At 71.9% G+C, this 16,125-nt stretch carries 14 protein-coding genes and 1 tRNA gene; 9 read left to right on the forward strand and 6 right to left on the reverse strand.

Annotated features, from left to right (window positions below):
• Positions 1 to 20 precede the first annotated feature (20 nt).
• Together B0B15_RS09935 and B0B15_RS09940 are read right to left on the reverse strand one after the other, a co-directional pair.
• Entirely contained in the window at positions 21 to 1,718 is a 1,698-nt protein-coding gene (locus B0B15_RS09935; protein WP_076675646.1) for a bifunctional 3'-5' exonuclease/DNA polymerase, read from the reverse strand.
• 15 nt (positions 1,719 to 1,733) lie between these two features.
• Positions 1,734 to 2,462, reverse strand: coding sequence for a zinc ribbon domain-containing protein (locus B0B15_RS09940; protein WP_076675648.1), 729 nt, complete (start codon positions 2,460 to 2,462; stop codon positions 1,734 to 1,736).
• A gap of 229 nt (positions 2,463 to 2,691) precedes the next feature.
• On the opposite strand from B0B15_RS09940, the gene B0B15_RS09945 reads away from it, so the two are divergent.
• A tRNA-Val gene (locus B0B15_RS09945) sits at positions 2,692 to 2,767 on the forward strand.
• Here B0B15_RS09945 and B0B15_RS09950 read toward each other — a convergent pair.
• Positions 2,768 to 3,463: a DUF1345 domain-containing protein gene (locus tag B0B15_RS09950; RefSeq protein WP_076675650.1), complete on the reverse strand. Its 696-nt coding sequence runs from the start codon at positions 3,461 to 3,463 to the stop codon at positions 2,768 to 2,770.
• Positions 3,464 to 3,714: 251 nt separating this feature from the next.
• Here B0B15_RS09950 and aceE point away from each other — a divergent pair, with 251 nt between their 5' ends.
• The 6 genes from aceE to B0B15_RS09980 all read left to right on the forward strand — a co-directional run bounded on the left by aceE (position 3,715) and on the right by B0B15_RS09980 (position 11,467).
• Entirely contained in the window at positions 3,715 to 6,441 is a 2,727-nt protein-coding gene (aceE, locus tag B0B15_RS09955) for a pyruvate dehydrogenase (acetyl-transferring), homodimeric type (RefSeq protein ID WP_076675653.1), read from the forward strand.
• 128 nt (positions 6,442 to 6,569) lie between these two features.
• Positions 6,570 to 7,739, forward strand: a complete 1,170-nt coding sequence (locus B0B15_RS09960; RefSeq protein ID WP_076676448.1) for a PucR family transcriptional regulator — start codon at positions 6,570 to 6,572, stop codon at positions 7,737 to 7,739.
• 183 nt (positions 7,740 to 7,922) lie between these two features.
• Positions 7,923 to 8,843 carry an ACP S-malonyltransferase gene (locus tag B0B15_RS09965; protein ID WP_076675655.1) on the forward strand — a complete coding sequence of 307 codons (921 nt, stop codon included), beginning with the start codon at positions 7,923 to 7,925 and terminating at the stop codon, positions 8,841 to 8,843.
• Complete coding sequence (locus B0B15_RS09970; RefSeq protein WP_076675656.1) at positions 8,840 to 9,844, forward strand: beta-ketoacyl-ACP synthase III; 1,005 nt, start codon at positions 8,840 to 8,842, stop codon at positions 9,842 to 9,844. The genes B0B15_RS09965 and B0B15_RS09970 overlap by 4 nt, the downstream gene beginning before the upstream one ends.
• Before the next feature lie 67 nt (positions 9,845 to 9,911).
• Positions 9,912 to 10,160: an acyl carrier protein gene (locus B0B15_RS09975; protein WP_022880558.1), complete on the forward strand. Its 249-nt coding sequence runs from the start codon at positions 9,912 to 9,914 to the stop codon at positions 10,158 to 10,160.
• Between the two features lie 68 nt (positions 10,161 to 10,228).
• Positions 10,229 to 11,467, forward strand: coding sequence for a beta-ketoacyl-[acyl-carrier-protein] synthase family protein (locus B0B15_RS09980; RefSeq protein WP_076675658.1), 1,239 nt, complete (start codon positions 10,229 to 10,231; stop codon positions 11,465 to 11,467).
• A gap of 145 nt (positions 11,468 to 11,612) precedes the next feature.
• Here B0B15_RS09980 and B0B15_RS09985 read toward each other — a convergent pair whose 3' ends face one another.
• The 3 genes from B0B15_RS09985 to B0B15_RS09995 all read right to left on the reverse strand — a co-directional run bounded on the left by B0B15_RS09985 (position 11,613) and on the right by B0B15_RS09995 (position 13,804).
• A complete protein-coding gene (locus B0B15_RS09985; RefSeq protein ID WP_076675660.1) occupies positions 11,613 to 12,116 on the reverse strand; it encodes a DUF3145 domain-containing protein in 504 nt (167 codons plus the stop codon).
• A 139-nt stretch (positions 12,117 to 12,255) separates the two neighbouring features.
• Positions 12,256 to 13,137 (reverse strand): hemagglutinin, encoded by an 882-nt coding sequence (locus B0B15_RS09990; protein WP_143016352.1) that lies wholly within the window; start codon positions 13,135 to 13,137, stop codon positions 12,256 to 12,258.
• Between the two features lie 76 nt (positions 13,138 to 13,213).
• Positions 13,214 to 13,804, reverse strand: a complete 591-nt coding sequence (locus B0B15_RS09995; protein WP_076675664.1) for a hypothetical protein — start codon at positions 13,802 to 13,804, stop codon at positions 13,214 to 13,216.
• 145 nt (positions 13,805 to 13,949) lie between these two features.
• On the opposite strand from B0B15_RS09995, the gene B0B15_RS10000 reads away from it, so the two are divergent.
• Both B0B15_RS10000 and B0B15_RS10005 read left to right on the forward strand, forming a co-directional pair.
• Positions 13,950 to 14,624 carry a response regulator transcription factor gene (locus B0B15_RS10000; protein ID WP_076675666.1) on the forward strand — a complete coding sequence of 225 codons (675 nt, stop codon included), beginning with the start codon at positions 13,950 to 13,952 and terminating at the stop codon, positions 14,622 to 14,624.
• A complete protein-coding gene (locus B0B15_RS10005; protein ID WP_076675668.1) occupies positions 14,621 to 16,048 on the forward strand; it encodes a sensor histidine kinase in 1,428 nt (475 codons plus the stop codon). The genes B0B15_RS10000 and B0B15_RS10005 overlap by 4 nt, the downstream gene beginning before the upstream one ends.
• Positions 16,049 to 16,125 lie beyond the last annotated feature (77 nt).

Genomic DNA, 16,125 nt, shown 5'->3' on the forward strand with positions numbered 1-16,125 from the left:
GTCGAGTCTACGCGGGCCGCTCAGCCTTTCTCCGCCGTCTCGCCGATCCGCAGGTCGAGAGGGAAATCGATGGGAAACGACCCGAACAGCAGCCGACCCGCGGATGCCGCGGACTCCCGCACGGCATCCGCGACCGCATCGGCGTGTTCGAGGGGCGTGTGCACGACGATCTCGTCGTGGAGGAAGAAGGCCAGGTGCGGAACCCGCGCGAACACCGGACCCGAGGCCGGCGCCGCGCGGGCGGCATCCACCGGGCAGAGGCGGGCCAGCCGCGCGCGCAGGTCGGCGAGCCACGCGAGGGCCCACTCGGCGGCGGTGCCCTGCACGACGAAGTTGCGGGTGAAGCGGCCGCGGTCGCGGGCGGAGCGGCGCGCGCGGGTCTCGTCGGCCCCGGATGCCGCCGCGTCGCTCGCGAGGGACTGCAGGTGCTGCCAGGCGTCTCCGGCGGCGGGCGAGGTGCGCCCGAGCCAGGTGCGGACCACTCCCCCGTTCTCACCCGTGCGGGCCGCGTCGTCGACGAGCTGCATCGCCCGCGGAAAGGTGCGGCGCAGGCGTGGCAGCAGGCGGCCGCTCTCGCCCGTGGTGGCGCCGTACATGGCGCCGAGCATCGCGAGTTTCGCCTCGGCGCGGCTGCCGACGGCGCCGCGTTCGACGATGCCCGCGTAGAGATCCCGACCGGATGCCGCCTCGGCCAGCGCCGTGTCGCGTGCCATCCCCGCGAGCACGCGTGGTTCCAACTGAGCGACGTCGGCGGTCACGAGGGTCCAGCCCGGGTCGGCGCGGACCGCGGTGCGGAGCGAGCGCGGTATCTGCAGCGCCCCGCCGCCCGACGACGCCCACCGGCCGGTGACGACCCCGGCGGGCACGTAGACGGGGCGGAAGCGGTCGTCGTGCACCCACTCCTGCATCCAGGCCCACCCGTTCGCCGTGTAGAGGCGCATGAGCTTCTTGTAGGCGATGAGCGGGGCGACGACGGGGTGGTCGTGCTCGGCGAGTTCCCACCGACTCGTGGAGGTCACCTGGAGCCCTGCCCGGTGCAGCGACCGCAGCAGCCGCGGCTGCGAGTCGAGCGACGCGCTCGGGTCGTCCAGGGCTGCGCGGACGACCGCTGCCGTTCGTTCGATCCTTGCGGGGAGGCCGCCGCCGCGGCGCTCTCCGAGCTCGCGTTCGAGCATCTCCTCGTGCGCGCGTCTGCTCCAGGGGACTCCCGCCGCGTGCAGCTCCGCCGCGATGAGCGCCCCCGCCGATTCCGCCGCGCAGAGCAGGCGCAGGGCACCCGGGGCCGTCGACGCGGCGATGGCCGCGAGCTGCCGCCGATACTCCGCGACGGCGTCGTCGAGGGTGTCGGGCAGGGCGCTGGAGGTGTCGCCGAGGTCGAAGAGCGTGTCGCCCGTCGCGGGGGCGGCGCTGCCGGCATCCCACTCGGGATGGGAGCGGAGCCCGTGATCGTCGGTCACTGCCGCGGCGTCGCGCAGGATGCCGTGCACCAGGCGCAGGTCCCATGCGCGCGCGACGCGGACCCCGGCCCTCAGCAGGTTGGGGTACACGGTCGCCGTGTCAGCCCACACCCACCGGACGTCACCGCGCGCCTCGCGCTCCGCGGCGGCGGCGACGAGACCGTCGGCGGCGACATCGACGGATGCCGCGTCGCCGTCGAGAGGCTGGAGGGCGAAGCGCCCGCGGGCGGTGCGCCCGACGACGACCGTGTCAGACGGCACGGGCGCCGGGAGGGATTATCGCGATTCTTCGGTGCGGACGAGGATCGCGCCGCACTCGGGGCAGAACACGACCTCGTCGGTCTGCGCGCGGCGGACCGCGGCCAGATCGCTGGGCGGGAGCACCATGCGGCAGGCTTCGCACGCGCCGGCGCGCAGTAGACCCGCGCCGTTGCCGCGCGAAGCGAGACGCTCGTAGAGCCCGAGCAGGTCGGTCGGGACGGAGGCCGCCACGGCCTCGCGGTCGCGGCGCGCGCCGTCGAGCCGCGTCGTCGCGTCGGACACGGTGGTCTTGGCTTCGGCGCTGAGCTGGGCGCCCTGCGCGTTGGTGTCGGCGATCAGGGCCTCCTGCTCGGCGACCGCCGCGTCGGCGGCCTCGAGGCGCTCCATGAGCGCGATCTCCATGTCTTCGAGGTCGCCCTTGCGGCGCTTCAGCGAGACCAGTTCGTTCTCGAAGCCCTGCGCCTGCTTGGGGTTCGACGAAGCCGCGAGGCGCTCGGTGTCGCGCGCAATGCGGGCGTCGACCACGGCGACATCGGATTCGAGGCGCTTCAGCTCGGCGGTGATGTCGTCGCGCGCGTTGGCGCGGGTGCCGAGCTCTTGCGACAGCGTCGCCCGCTGGGCGATGAGCTCGCGCACGCGCTCGGCCTGCGGCGGGTTCGCTGCCACGCGCTCGTCACGACGGATGCGGGCGTCGAGGTCGGCGAGATCGAGCAGTTTGCGCTGGTCGGCGGGATCGGCATTCACGGATGCAACGCTACCCCGGGGCTCCGACATCGGCGGCACACGCGTGGTCCGCGCGACGTGCTGACCGGCCCCGCCCGGCGCGAGATCACCCGGTACGGCCGAGATGACCCGCGATTCACGGCAGAGCGGGGTCATCTCGGCGCAGACGCGCGATCTCGGCGCCAATCCACCGGTGACGGCGCCGCGGGCGCGGCCGCTCGGCGGGCCGGCGCTAGACTCGTGGCATCCCGGGCCTTTAGCTCAGCTGGTAGAGCGCCACGTTTACACCGTGGATGTCGTCGGTTCGATCCCGGCAGGGCCCACCATCAATTCAGGATGTTCACGCTCCGCGCGATCACCAGCGCCAGCAGGATGAACCCCGATACCGCCTGCACCATCATGAACAGCTTCGCGCGGCTCGACAGCGGCATGACGTCGGTCGGGCTGAAGGCCATGGCGTTGGATGCCGAGAAGTACAGGTAGTCGACGTAGCCGGGCGCCCAGTCCTCGACGTCGGACGAGCGCCGACGTACCTCGCTGACGGCATCGCGGTCGCTGTCCTGGGGGAACTGGAAATCGGCCGGCGGCAGCTCCTCGCGGGCGTCGCGGCGGCGGGCGATGGGGCCGCCCCGATCCATCTCCCAGTACACGACGGCGTATCCGATGACGTTGATCGCCCACACCTGCGCGGCGCCCAGCAGTGTTCCGGCGCCGTCGCCCTGCCCCTGCAGCAGCTGGTGCACGAGCAGCACGAGCGCGACCTGGTTCGCGAGCAGCAGCACCGCGGTAAAGGCGAGCGCGAACCCGCGCCCCAGGCGCGAGTCGCGCGTGAGGCGGGAGGGATTCGTCACCACCATCGGGATGGCGCACAGCACTCCCGCGGCCACGACGACGTACCTCAGGATGCCGCCGGCCTCGGTGGGCAGGAACGCGTACAGCCCCGCCCCCACGGCGAGGGCGATGAGCACCGGCCAGCGGTGCTCGGGCCGCGTGCGGAACGCGGAGGGGTCCTGCCTGCTCACGCGCTCAGGGTAGACCCGTCCCGACCGTGCGCCCGGGGTTCGGCATCCTTCATCGACAGTCCACAGGCGGCGCGCGACTCCTCGACGTCGAAGCGTCGCGAAGACGAGACGACGGTCGCGGACCCCACGCGCATCCGATGGCGCCCCGACTCGCTAGGCTGGACGCTGGTTGATTGTGCGGAGCGAACAAGGGTTGCCGCACTCGTATGGCGATTCTCTGGCATGACCTGCCAGACGACGAAAGGTCTTCCGTGACTGTTCACGACCAGGATCCGTATTCGCAGGGGCCGCAGGACAGCGACCCGGAAGAGACCGGGGAGTGGCAGGAATCCCTGCGACAGCTGGTCCAGGCGAAGGGTCCGGCTCGCGCTCGCGAGATCATGCTGAGCCTGCTCAAGGGCTCGAAGGAACTGCACCTCAACGTGCCGATGGTTCCCACCACCGACTACATCAACACGATCGCGCAGAAGAACGAGCCCGAATTCCCCGGTGACGAGGAGCTCGAGCGTCGCTACCGCAAGTGGATCCGCTGGAACGCGGCGGTCACCGTGCACCGCGCGCAGCGCCCCGGCATCGGCGTCGGCGGCCACATCTCGACCTACGCGTCGTCGGCGGCGCTGTACGAGGTGGGCTTCAACCACTTCTTCCGCGGCCTCGACGACCCGTCCGGTGGCGACCAGATCTTCATCCAGGGGCACGCCTCCCCCGGCGCCTACGCCCGCGCCTTCCTCGAGGGTCGTCTCACCGAGGCGCAGCTCGACGGCTTCCGCCAGGAGAAGTCGGCTGCCCCGAACGGCATCCCCTCGTACCCCCACCCCCGTCTCATGCCGGAGTTCTGGCAGTTCCCGACGGTGTCGATGGGTCTCGGTCCGATCAACGCCATCTACCAGGCGATGTCGAACAAGTACCTCGCCAACCGCGGCATCAAGGATGTCGGGGACTCGCAGGTCTGGGCCTACCTGGGCGACGGCGAGATGGACGAGGTCGAAAGCCGCGGTCAGCTTCAGGTCGCCGCGAACGAGGGCCTCGACAACCTCAACTTCATCATCAACTGCAACCTGCAGCGCCTCGACGGCCCCGTCCGCGGTAACGGCAAGATCATCCAGGAGCTCGAGAGCTTCTTCCGCGGCGCCGGCTGGAACGTCATCAAGGTCGTCTGGGGCCGGGAGTGGGACGACCTGCTCGCCCGCGACACCGAGGGTGCCCTGCTCAACCTGATGAACACCACGCCCGACGGCGACTACCAGACGTACAAGGCCGAGAACGGCGCCTACGTCCGCGAGAACTTCTTCGGTCGCGACCCCCGCGCCCTCGAGCTCGTCGAGGACTACACCGACGAGCAGATCTGGGGCCTCAAGCGCGGTGGCCACGACTACCGCAAGGTCTACGCGGCGTTCAAGGCGGCCGCCGAGCACAAGGGCCAGCCGACCGTCATCCTCGCCAAGACCATCAAGGGCTACGGCCTCGGTCCCCACTTCGAGGGCCGCAACGCCACGCACCAGATGAAGAAGCTGACGCTGGACGACCTCAAGTCGTTCCGCGACGCGATGGACATCCCCGTCACCGATGCGCAGCTCGAAGAGAACCCCTATCAGCCGCCGTACTACAACCCCGGCGAGAAGGACGAGACGATCCAGTACATGCTGGAGCGTCGTCGCTCGCTCGGCGGCTTCCTGCCCGAGCGGCGTACCACGCACGTGGGTCTGGAACTGCCCGGGGATGCCGCCTACGCGCTGCCCAAGAAGGGGTCCGGCACGCAGGACGTGGCGACGACCATGGCGTTCGTCCGTCTGCTGAAGGACCTGCTGCGGGTCAAGGGCTTCGGGCACCGCATCGTGCCGATCATCCCCGACGAGGCGCGGACGTTCGGTATGGACGCGTACTTCCCGACGGCGAAGATCTACAACCCCAAGGGTCAGCACTACACCTCCGTCGACCGCGAACTGCTGCTGGCGTACAAGGAGAGCCCCGAGGGCCAGATCATCCACGTCGGCATCAACGAGGCGGGCGCCCTCGCGGCGTTCACCGCGGCCGGCACGGCGTACGCGACCCACGGCGAGCCGCTGATCCCGGTCTACGTCTTCTACTCGATGTTCGGCTTCCAGCGCACGGGCGATGCCCAGTGGGCCGCCGGCGACCAGATGGCGCGCGGCTTCATCATCGGCGCCACCGCCGGTCGCACCACGCTGACCGGTGAGGGCCTGCAGCACGCCGACGGCCACTCGCAGCTGCTGGCGTCGACCAACCCGGCGACCGTGTCGTACGACCCGGCCTACGGGTACGAGATCGCCCACATCGTGCGCAGCGGTATCGAGCGCATGTACGGCGGCGAGCACTCCGACCCGAACGTCATGTACTACATGACCGTCTACAACGAGCCGTACGTGCAGCCGGCCGAGCCCGAGGGCGTGGACGTGGACGGCATCGTCCGCGGCATCCACCACATCTCCACCGGTGAGGGTGACGGTCCCCGGACCCAGCTGCTCGCGTCGGGTGTCGGTGTGCCGTGGGCCCTCGAGGCGCAGCGTCTGTTGAAGGACGACTGGGGCGTGAAGGCCGACGTGTGGTCGGTGACCTCGTGGTCGGAGCTGCGTCGCGACGGTCTCGCCGCCGACGAGCACAACTTCCTGCACCCCGACGAGGAGCCCCGCGTGGCCTACCTCACCGACAAGCTGAAGGAGGCCGAGGGTCCCGTCGTGGCCGTCAGCGACTGGATGCACGCGGTGCAGGACCAGATCCGCCAGTGGGTTCCGCAGAACTACTGGACCCTGGGCGCCGACGGCTTCGGCTTCTCGGACACCCGTGCCGCCGCCCGTCGCTTCTTCAAGATCGACGGCCCCTCCCTCGCGGTGCGCGCCCTGCAGGCGCTGGCCGAAGAGGGCAAGGTCGACCGCGCGGTCGTCGGACAGGCCATCGAGAAGTACCGCCTGCACGACGTCAACGCCGGCACCAGCGGCAACGCGGGCGGCGAGGCCTGAGTCAGGTGACGCCCTCCACGGACGGGTCCGGTTCCGCCTCCACGGGCGGGGCCGGGCCCGACCGCCTTTCCGCATCCGGTGCGGCGGCGGCGCAGGAGAAGGCCGAGACGCTCACATGGCTCCGGCGCATCTCGGGCGACCTCGCCACGGCCACCATCCAACGCCTCGAAGAGACGCTGCCCTGGTACGCCGAGATGCCGCCCGCGCGGCGATCCGCCGTGGGGCTGGTCGCCCAGGCGGGCATCACGTCGTTCCTGCAGTGGTTCGAGGAGCCGGCATCCACTCCGGCGATCGCCGCCGACATCTTCGCCGCCGCCCCCCGCGAGCTGCTCCGCAGCGTGAGCCTGACCCAGACGCTGCAGCTCGTGCGCGTGACCGTCGAGGTCATGGAGGAGCGGGTCGCGGGACGCAGCGAGAAGGTCCGCGAGGCGATGCTGTCGTATTCGCGCGAGGTGGCCTTCGCCGCGGCCGACGTCTACGCGCGTGCGGCCGAGGCGCGTGGCCTGTGGGACGCGCGTCTCGAGGCGCTCGTGGTGGACTCGATCCTCACCGGCGAGGCCGACGACGAACTCCCCAGCCGCATCGCCGCCCTCGGCTGGCACGGGCACGGCGAGGTCGCGGTGCTCGTGGGCACCACTCCCCCGCAGCTCGACGTGGATCAGGTGCGCCGCACGGCGCGCAAGCTCGGCGTCGACGTGCTGATCGGCGTGCAGGGGTCGCGCCTGGTGCTCGTCGTGGGCCGCGCCGACCTTCCCGCGCGCGGCGGCGACGAGGTCACCGAGCTGCCCTTCCCCGAGATCGCAAAGCGTCTCGAGCCGGGCTTCGGGTCGGGGCACCTCGTGCTCGGACCCGCCGTCCCCGCCCTCGTCGACGCCGGGCAGAGCGCCCGGGCGGCGCTGGCGGGATTCGCCGTCGCGCGCGCGTGGCGCCACGCCCCGCGTCCGGTCGAGGCCGACGACCTGCTGCCGGAACGCGCCCTGGCGGGTGACGCGGTGGCGAAGCAGACGCTCGTCGACCGCGTATACCGCCCACTCCAGGCGCACAGCGCCGACCTCGTCGCAACGCTCTGGAGCTACCTCGACAACGGCCGTTCGCTCGAGGCCACGGCCCGCGAGCTCTACGTGCACCCCAACACGGTGCGCTATCGCCTGAAGCGGGTGTCCGAGGTCATCGGATGGGATGCCACGGGCCCCCGCGAGGCGCTGATCCTGCAGACGGCGCTCATCCTGGGCTCGATCGGCACCGACGCGACGCGCCGTCGCGGCGTCGCCGGGCGGCGCCCGAGCGTGCCGCGCTGAGGCGCCTCCCGTCGTCCCTCGCGTGAGCGTCCAGAACACGCCGCGAGGGCTGCGGCTCGGCGGCGTGTCCGGGACACTCGACGCCCCTGAGGCGGCCCTGATGCACGGCGCGCACAAAGACACGCCGCATATCTGTGCCGATATCTCCATAAGAGCACGCCGGATCCTTGGCAGGATGGGACGGTGATCATCGCCGTCTTCCCCGGACAGGGGTCGCAGACCCCCGGTTTCCTCTCGCCGTGGCTCGAGCTCGACGGGGCGCGCGAGCGTCTCGCCGCCTTCTCCGACCAGGCCGGAGTCGACCTCGTCGCCGCCGGCACCGAATGGGATGCCGACCGCATCCGCGACACCGCGGTCGCCCAGCCGCTCATCGTCGCGGCGTCGCTGCTGTCGTGGACGGCGCTGAACGAGCGCGCCGGCACGCCCGTCGCGGGTGTCGCGGGACACTCCGTGGGCGAGATCGCCGCGCTGGCGGCATCCGGAGTCCTGAGCGACGCGGACGCGCTGCGCCTGGTCGGCCTGCGCGGTCGCGCGATGGCCGAAGCGGCCTCGGCGGTCGAGACCGGCATGAGCGCCGTCGTCGGCGGTGACGAGCAGGCCGTGCTCGAACGCCTCGAGGCACTGGACCTCACCCCCGCCAACTACAACGGCGGCGGTCAGATCGTCGCTGCGGGCGAGCTCCCGGCATTGGCGGAGCTCGCGGGCGAGGCCCCGCGCGGCACGCGCGTCATCCCGCTGCAGGTCGCTGGCGCCTTCCACACCCGCTTCATGGAGCCCGCCGTCGACACGCTGCGCGCCGCCGCGGCCGACGTCGAGGTCGCCGACCCGAATCTGACGCTGTGGACCAACTCCGACGGCTCCGTCGTCTCCGACGGTCGTCGCGCGCTCGACCTCGTCGTCGCGCAGGTGGCCTCGCCCGTGCGCTGGGACCGCTGTATGGCCTCGTTCGCCGCGCACGGCGTCACCGGCATCATCGAACTCTCGCCCGCGGGGGCGCTCACCGGGCTCGCCAAGCGCGCCCTGCGCGGCACCCCGACCGTGGCGGTCAAGACCCCCGACGACCTCGACGCGGCCGTCTCACTGCTGAAGGAAGACCAGGCATGAGCACCCCCACCCTCCGCCAGACCCAGGGAGCGGCCCACACCCGCATCTACGCCTACGGCGCCGCCCGCGGTGAGAAGGTCGTCCCCAACGACGACCTCGTCGGCCCCATCGACTCCAGCGACGAATGGATCCGCCAGCGCACCGGCATCGTGACGCGCGTGCGCGCCAACAAAGAAACGGATGCCATCGACCTGGCCGCCGACGCCGCGCGCGAGGCCGTCGAGAAGTCCGGCGTCTCCCCCGCCGACATCGACGCCGTGATCGTCGCGACGATCAGCAATCCCAAGCAGACGCCCTCGGCCTCCGCGATCGTCGCCGACCGGATCGGCGCGAACCCCGCCGCCGCCTACGATGTCAACGCCGCGTGCGCGGGCTTCGCCTACGGCGTCGGTCAGGCGGACGCGCTCGTGCGCGCCGGCCTCGCGACGCACGTCGTCGTCGTGGGCGCCGAGAAGCTGAGCGACATCGTCGACCCCACCGACCGCAGCATCTCGTTCCTCCTCGGCGACGGCGCCGGTGCCGTGGTCGTCGGACCCAGCGACACCCCCGGCATCGGACCCACCGTCTGGGGCTCCGACGGATCCAAGGCGGATGCCGTGGGCATGAACGCCACGCTGAACGAGTTCCGCGACGGCACGGCACCGTGGCCGACCCTCCGCCAGGAGGGCCCCACCGTCTTCCGTTGGGCCGTGTGGGAGATGGTGAAGGTCGCCCGGCAGGCGATCGAGGCCGCCGGCATCGAGCCCGCCGACCTCGCCGCGTTCGTGCCGCACCAGGCCAACATGCGCATCATCGACGAGTTCGCCAAGCAGCTGGGCCTGCCCGACACGGTGGTCATCGGCCGCGACATCGAGACCACGGGCAACACGTCGGCGGCATCCATCCCGCTGGCCACGCACCGTCTGCTCGAGGAGCACCCCGAGCTCAGCGGCGGTCTCGCGCTGCAGATCGGCTTCGGCGCCGGGCTCGTGTTCGGCGCGCAGGTCGTCGTGCTTCCCTGACGCGGGAGCGTCGAACCCTAGACTGATCGGGGCCTGTCAGGCCCGCCCCCAAGAAACAGGAGACATCATGGCATTCACCAACGACGAGGTTCTCGCCGGCCTTGCCGAGCTCATCACCGACGAGACCGGGATCTCGGCCGACGAGGTCGCCCTCGAGAAGTCGTTCACCGACGACCTCGACATCGACTCCATCTCGATGATGACGATCGTCGTCAACGCCGAGGAGAAGTTCGGCGTCACCATCCCCGACGACGAGGTCAAGAACCTCAAGACCGTCGGCGACGCCGTGACGTTCATCACGTCGAACCAGTCCTGACATCTCCCGGTGGGGGCTCCGGCCCCCACCGGTCACGACCTGTCGGCCGCACCAAGGATCCTTCGCTCATGAGCACACCCCGCATCGTCGTCACCGGCATCGGAGCCACCTCGCCCATCGGCGGAACGGCACCCGAGAGCTGGTCCGCCCTGCTCGCCGGAACCTCCGGCGCCCGATCCCTCGAGCACGAATGGGTCGAGCAGTACAACCTGCCCGTCACCTTCGCCGCGGAGGCTCTCGTGCGTCCCGAGACCGTGCTCGAGCGTCCCGTCGCCAAGCGACTCGACCCGTCGTCGCAACTCGCCATGGTCGCGGCCAAGGAAGCATGGGAAGACGCCGGCAGCCCCGACATCGACCCCGACCGCCTCGGCGTCGACTTCGCCACAGGCATCGGCGGCGTCTGGACGCTGCTCGACGCCTGGGACACCCTGCGCGAGAAGGGCCCGCGTCGCGTGATGCCGATGACGGTGCCCATGCTCATGCCCAACGCCGCGGCGGGCAACCTGTCGCTGCACTTCAACGCGCGCGCCTTCGCGCGCACGGTCGCCTCGGCCTGCGCGTCGAGCACCGAATCGATCGTCAACGCCGTGCAGCACATCCGCGACGGCCTGGCCGACGTCGTGATCGCCGGCGGCACCGAATCGGCGATCCACCCCATCACCATCGCCTCGTTCGCGTCGATGCAGGCGCTGTCCAAGCGCAACGACACCCCCGAGACCGCCTCGCGGCCGGCCAGCGTCGACCGTGACGGCTTCGTCATGGGCGAAGGCGCCGGCGTGCTCATTCTCGAGACCGAGGAGCACGCGAAGGCCCGCGGCGCGAAGATCTACGCCTCGATCGTGGGCGGCGGCGTCACCGCCGACTCGTACCATATCACCGCCAACGACCCCGAGGGTCACGGCGCCGCGCGTGCGGTGCACATGGCGCTCGAGATGGCGGGGGCGTCGGTCGACGACGTCACGCACATCAACGCGCACGCCACCTCCACGCCCGTGGGCGACCCGAACGAGTACAAGGCGCTGCGCTCCGTCTTCGGCGACCGCGTCGACGAGATCCCGGTGTCGGCGACCAAGGCCTCCACCGGCCACCTGCTCGGCGGTACCGGCGCCCTCGAGGCGATCTTCACCGTGCTGGCGCTGCAGAACCGCGTCGCTCCGCCGACCATCAACCTCACCGAGCAGGACCCCGAGGTCCCGTTCGCCCTCTCCGGCTCGCCCGTCGAGCTCGGATCGGGCGACCAGCTCGCGATCAGCAATTCTTTCGGCTTCGGCGGACACAACGCCGTCGTCGCGATCGCGTCGGTCTGACGACACGCAGAACGCCCCCTGGCATCCCCCCGACTGCGGTCGGGGATGCCAGGGGGCGTTCTTCTCGCTCCGGGCGGGGATACGCGGTCCCGGTGCCGGGTGTGGACACCGGCCTCCGGTAGTGGCGCCTCCCCTCCCGGTTGTCTCAGCCGACCTTGTGCAGCCAGACGATCTGCTGGTCGTCCCCCGCGTGGCGGAACGGCTCGAGTTCCTCGTCCCAGGCGGAGCCGAGGGCGACGTCGAGTTCGCGCTGCAGCTCGAAGGGATCGCCCGCGGCGACCTCCATGGCGTAGCGGACGCGGTCCTCACCGATGACGACGTTGCCCGACGCGTCGGTCTGGGCGTAGTGGATGCCGAGCCCCGGCGTGTGCATCCAGCGACCGCCGTCGCTGCGCGGTGTGGGGTCCTCGCTCACCTCGAAGCGCAGGTGCTCCCAGCCGCGGATGGCGCTCGCGAGCGCGGCGCCGGAGCCGACCGGGCCCTCCCAGTAGAACTCGGCACGACGGCTGCCCATCAGCACGGGCTGATCGGCCCAGTCGAAGTTGACGGCACGGCCGAGGGCGCGTCCTACCGCCCACTCGAGGTGGGGGCACAACGCGCGGGGCGCGGAGTGGATCAGGATCACTCCGCGCGAAGACGTGATCGCCATGGTCTCTCCTTCGTCAGGTACGTCTTCCCCTACGACCTGTGATGGAGCACAGCGGCTGTTCGTTTATCCCGGCAATTATCGCCCGTGCATAACGAAACCACAACACTGTGATTCTGCGCGTCGTCGCGCGCGTCGCCTCTCAAGCGAACCAGAGCGCCCAGTACAGCGCGAAGTTGCGGTTGCCGTAGGCCGAGCAGGCGTCGCCCGTGCCCCAGCGGGCGGCGAGGGCGGCCGGGTTCGGCTGGTACGGCGTGTAGTTGTAGAGCGCCGCGGTCGCTTCGTTGGTGATCGTCACGTCGGAGCCTCCGCACGCCGGGTCGGGGGAATAGGCGATGTAATGCGTGCCGGGTTGGCGCATGAATTCCGACGCGCTGTAGGACTTCAGGTCGGTGGCTCCCTGGGCGACCTGTCCGGCGAAACCGGCGGCGCCCGTGTCGCACGCGGCGCCGTCGGGGCAGCGCGCGCCCATCGCGGCCGCGAGCTGTTCGGCTGACGGGGCACGGGCCGTACGACCGGCGACGAGGCTCTGCTCCTTCTGCAGGATCACCAGGATGACCTTCGCCGAGATGCCGCACGCCCGCTGCACGCGGGCGATGACCTCGGCGGCGGACAGCTCTGCGCCGTCCCACCCCTCGCAGACGGTCTCGCCCGTGGCATCCGAGACGACCGGCCCCCGGGCGGGCAGCTCCACGCGCAGGTTCGCGAGGCAGGTTTCCGCCGTGCAGGCTCCGACCTGGTCGTCGAGGAACGCCTGAATTTCCTCGGCGGTGAGAGCGTCGCCGTCGTAGAACGCCGCGTCCTCGATCAGGGTGCCGGGGTCGAACGTCGTGAGATCGACCGCCTGGCGACGGGTCTCGGCATTCCACGCCGCGTTCCAGGCGCGCGTGAGCGACACCAGCGGCACGAGGGCGGCGATGATGAGGGCCACGAGCACCACGGCCGTGACCCCGACCGTGAGTCGGCGTCGACGCAGCACGCGCGCGCGGGCCGCGGAAGGCCGTCGCCTGCGTGTCTTCGCCACCCCTCGATCGTGCCGCACCGCGCTGACCGCACGCTGCACGCGAGAGGCGTGGCGCGGCGGTCAGCGCGGTCGCGACTCAGCTGCCGGACGACGCCGGCGGGGTGGGCGCGATCCCGTCAGCGGGCGGGGTGGGAGCCGCGCCGTCCGTCGGCGGCGCGGGCGGGGTGGGCGCCGTGCCGTCCGCGGGAGGCGCGGGCGGGGTGGGCGCGCTGCCGTCGGCCGGCGGAGCAGGCTTCTCACCCTCGGCCGACGGACCGTCGGTGCCGGGGCCTGCGTGGCCGGGACCCGCGGGTCCGCCGCCGGGGCCGCACTCGGCGGGTCCCGCGCCCTCGGGCTCGGCGGGGTCGGCCGGAGCGGCGCCGTCGGTCGGCACCGGCGCGGGAGTGGGTGCGGTGCCGCCGGCGGGGGCTTCGCTCGGGGTGGAGCCGGCCGTGGGCGCGGAGCCGGGGCCGGTCGGGCCCCCGTCGGCGCTCGGGGCCGACGTCGCGGCGGTGAGCGTCGCACCGCCACCGGTCTGGGCCGCCAGGGCGGCGCTTCCGCCGGTGAGGCCCGCGGCCACGATCACGGCTCCCGCGATGAGGGCGGGCCGCCGCCAGGAGCGTCGGCGCGGCTCGGCGGCGTCGTCCAGGCGCGGCAGCGGCTGGGTGGGATTGTCGTCGTTGTTCATGATGTCCTCCTGGGCCGGCGGCGGTCACCGACTCTGAGACCAGACTCGGAGCCGGGACTGAAGCGAACCTGAAGCCGGTGCCCGCGGGGTGAGCGCATACGCAAGCCATATCCCTCGTTCAGCGGGCGGCCCTATCGTCGGTCGGATGTCCGCCTCCGCCCGCGTGCTCGTCGTCGACGACGACGAGACCATCCGCGTGTCCGTGCAGACGGCGCTGCGTGCGGAGGGATTCGTGACGGAGGCCGCTGCGGACGGGTCCGATCTCTCGTCGCGTCTCGAGCGGTTCCGCCCCGATCTGGTGATCCTCGACTGGATGATGCCGGGGCCCAGTGGCATCCGGCTCCTGCCGCTGGTGCGCGCGACCGGTGACATCCCGGTCATCATGCTGACGGCGCGCGACGAGGTCGACGACCGCCTGCGCGGCTTCGCCGAGGGAGCGGACGATTACGTCGTGAAGCCGTTCACGATGGCCGAGCTCGTCGCCCGCGCCGGGGTCGTGCTGCGCCGGCGCGGACGCCTGCCCCAGATGATCGCGATCGGAGACCTGCTCGTCGATCCGGATGCCGCGACCGCCCACCGCGCGGGAGCGTCGCTCGAGCTGACGGCCACGGAGTTCCGGCTGCTGCAGCTGTTCGCGGAGAGTCGCGGACGCACGCTGTCGAAGGCGCAGATCCTCACGCAGGTGTGGGGATACGAGGACTACGACCCCAACCTCGTCGAGGTGCACCTCAGCGCCCTGCGGCGGAAGATGGAGCAGCACGGCCCGCGGCTGATCCACACCGTGCGCGGGCTCGGCTACCGCTTGAGCGCCGCTGCATGAGCGCGCCCGTCCTGCGATCGGGATCGCTCCGCCGCCGCACGATCGTCGCCGTCGTGGCGCTCGTCGCTCTGCTGCTCGTCGTGCAGGCCGTCGTGGTCGACCTCGCGCTCGGCGCGCGCCTGCGCGGGCAGATCGAGGAACGCCTGCGCGATCGCGCCGCCGCCACCGCGTCGTTGGTCGGCATCGTCGACGACGCCGACCTGGCCGAGCGCCTGTCGGACCAGGGTCTCGCCGTGCGCATCGACTCCGCCGGCGGCGGGTCCGTCGTGGCCGGCCCGAGCCCCGAGCAGCTGCGCGAGGCTCCGGGCGGACCGGGCGGCGCGGGAGCCGGGGCGCCGGGCGAGCGTTCGGCACCGCAGCCCTCGCCCTCGAGTGGCGTCGATGTCGTGGCATCCGAGGTGTCGGGCGACGACCAGCTGGTGACACTCCGCTCGACCCTGAGCGACGGGTCGACCCTGACCCTCACGGCCTCGGCGGTCGGGGTCGGCGAGACCCTCGGCCAGGTGCGGTGGATCATGGCGGTGGCGTCGGTCGGGGTGCTCGTGCTCGCCGCGGGCGCGGTCACGCTCGTGGTGCGCCGGAGCCTGCGTCCGCTCGATCAGGTGTCGGAGGTGGCGCGGGCGATCGGGTCGGGAGAACGCGAGCGACGGCTGCACCCGACCCGCACCGACACCGAGATCGGCCGGGTGGCGGCGGCGCTCGACGACATGCTCGACGACGTCGTCGGGGCGGAAAGCGCGGCCCGCGAGGCCGAGCAGCGGCTCCGGGCCTTCCTGTCGGATGCCGCGCACGAGCTGCGGACACCTGTCGCCGGCATCCGGGCAGCAGCCGACACCCTCGTCCGCGCCGATCTGGACGGGCCCGAACGCGAGATGCTCGCCGCGCACGTGGCGCGCGAGGCCACGCGCGCCTCGCGCCTCGTCGATGATCTCCTGACGATGGCGCGGGTCGATCGCGGGCTCGACCTGCAGCGCGTCGACGTCGATCTGCGTGCGCTGGTGGATGCCGAGGCGCGCCGCGTGCCGCTCGTGCACCCCTCGGTGCGGTTGCGGACGAGCGTTCCCGACCGGCCGGTGCCGGTGCGCGTGGACGTCGATCGCGTCGCCCAGGTGCTCGCCAACCTGATCGAGAACGCCGCGCGAGCCACGAACGGGACCGGCGAGATCGACCTCGACCTGCACGTCGACGGATCTGGTGCGTCGATCTCGGTGACCGACGACGGCCGGGGGGTCCCCGCCGCGGACCGCGAGCGCATCTTCGACCGCCTCGTGCGTCTGGACTCCGCGCGGGCGTCGGCCGCAGGCGTCGGCCTGGGACTGCCGATCGCCCGCGGGATCGCGCGCGCCCACGGTGGAGACGTGCGGTGCGTCGCGTCGACGCCCGGGGCGCGGTTCGAGGTGGAGCTGCCGCTCACCGCGGGCTGACACGCGCGGCGCTGCGACCGCGCGCACGGCTCCCACTTCCGGGCCGGGCGCACGCGGCATCCGTCCGTGTCATCACC

Source organism: Microbacterium sp. RU1D (assembly GCF_900156435.1).
Taxonomy (GTDB): Bacteria; Actinomycetota; Actinomycetes; order Actinomycetales; family Microbacteriaceae; genus Microbacterium.

Coding starts and splice junctions, on each gene's coding strand:
- B0B15_RS09970 (WP_076675656.1), top strand. CDS start 8,840: ATGAGCACCCCCACCCTCCGCCAGACCCAGGGAGCGGCCCACACCCGC.
- B0B15_RS09985 (WP_076675660.1), bottom strand. CDS start 12,116: ATGGCGATCACGTCTTCGCGCGGAGTGATCCTGATCCACTCCGCGCCC.
- B0B15_RS10000 (WP_076675666.1), top strand. CDS start 13,950: ATGTCCGCCTCCGCCCGCGTGCTCGTCGTCGACGACGACGAGACCATC.
- B0B15_RS09975 (WP_022880558.1), top strand. CDS start 9,912: ATGGCATTCACCAACGACGAGGTTCTCGCCGGCCTTGCCGAGCTCATC.
- B0B15_RS10005 (WP_076675668.1), top strand. CDS start 14,621: ATGAGCGCGCCCGTCCTGCGATCGGGATCGCTCCGCCGCCGCACGATC.
- B0B15_RS09995 (WP_076675664.1), bottom strand. CDS start 13,804: ATGAACAACGACGACAATCCCACCCAGCCGCTGCCGCGCCTGGACGAC.
- B0B15_RS09980 (WP_076675658.1), top strand. CDS start 10,229: ATGAGCACACCCCGCATCGTCGTCACCGGCATCGGAGCCACCTCGCCC.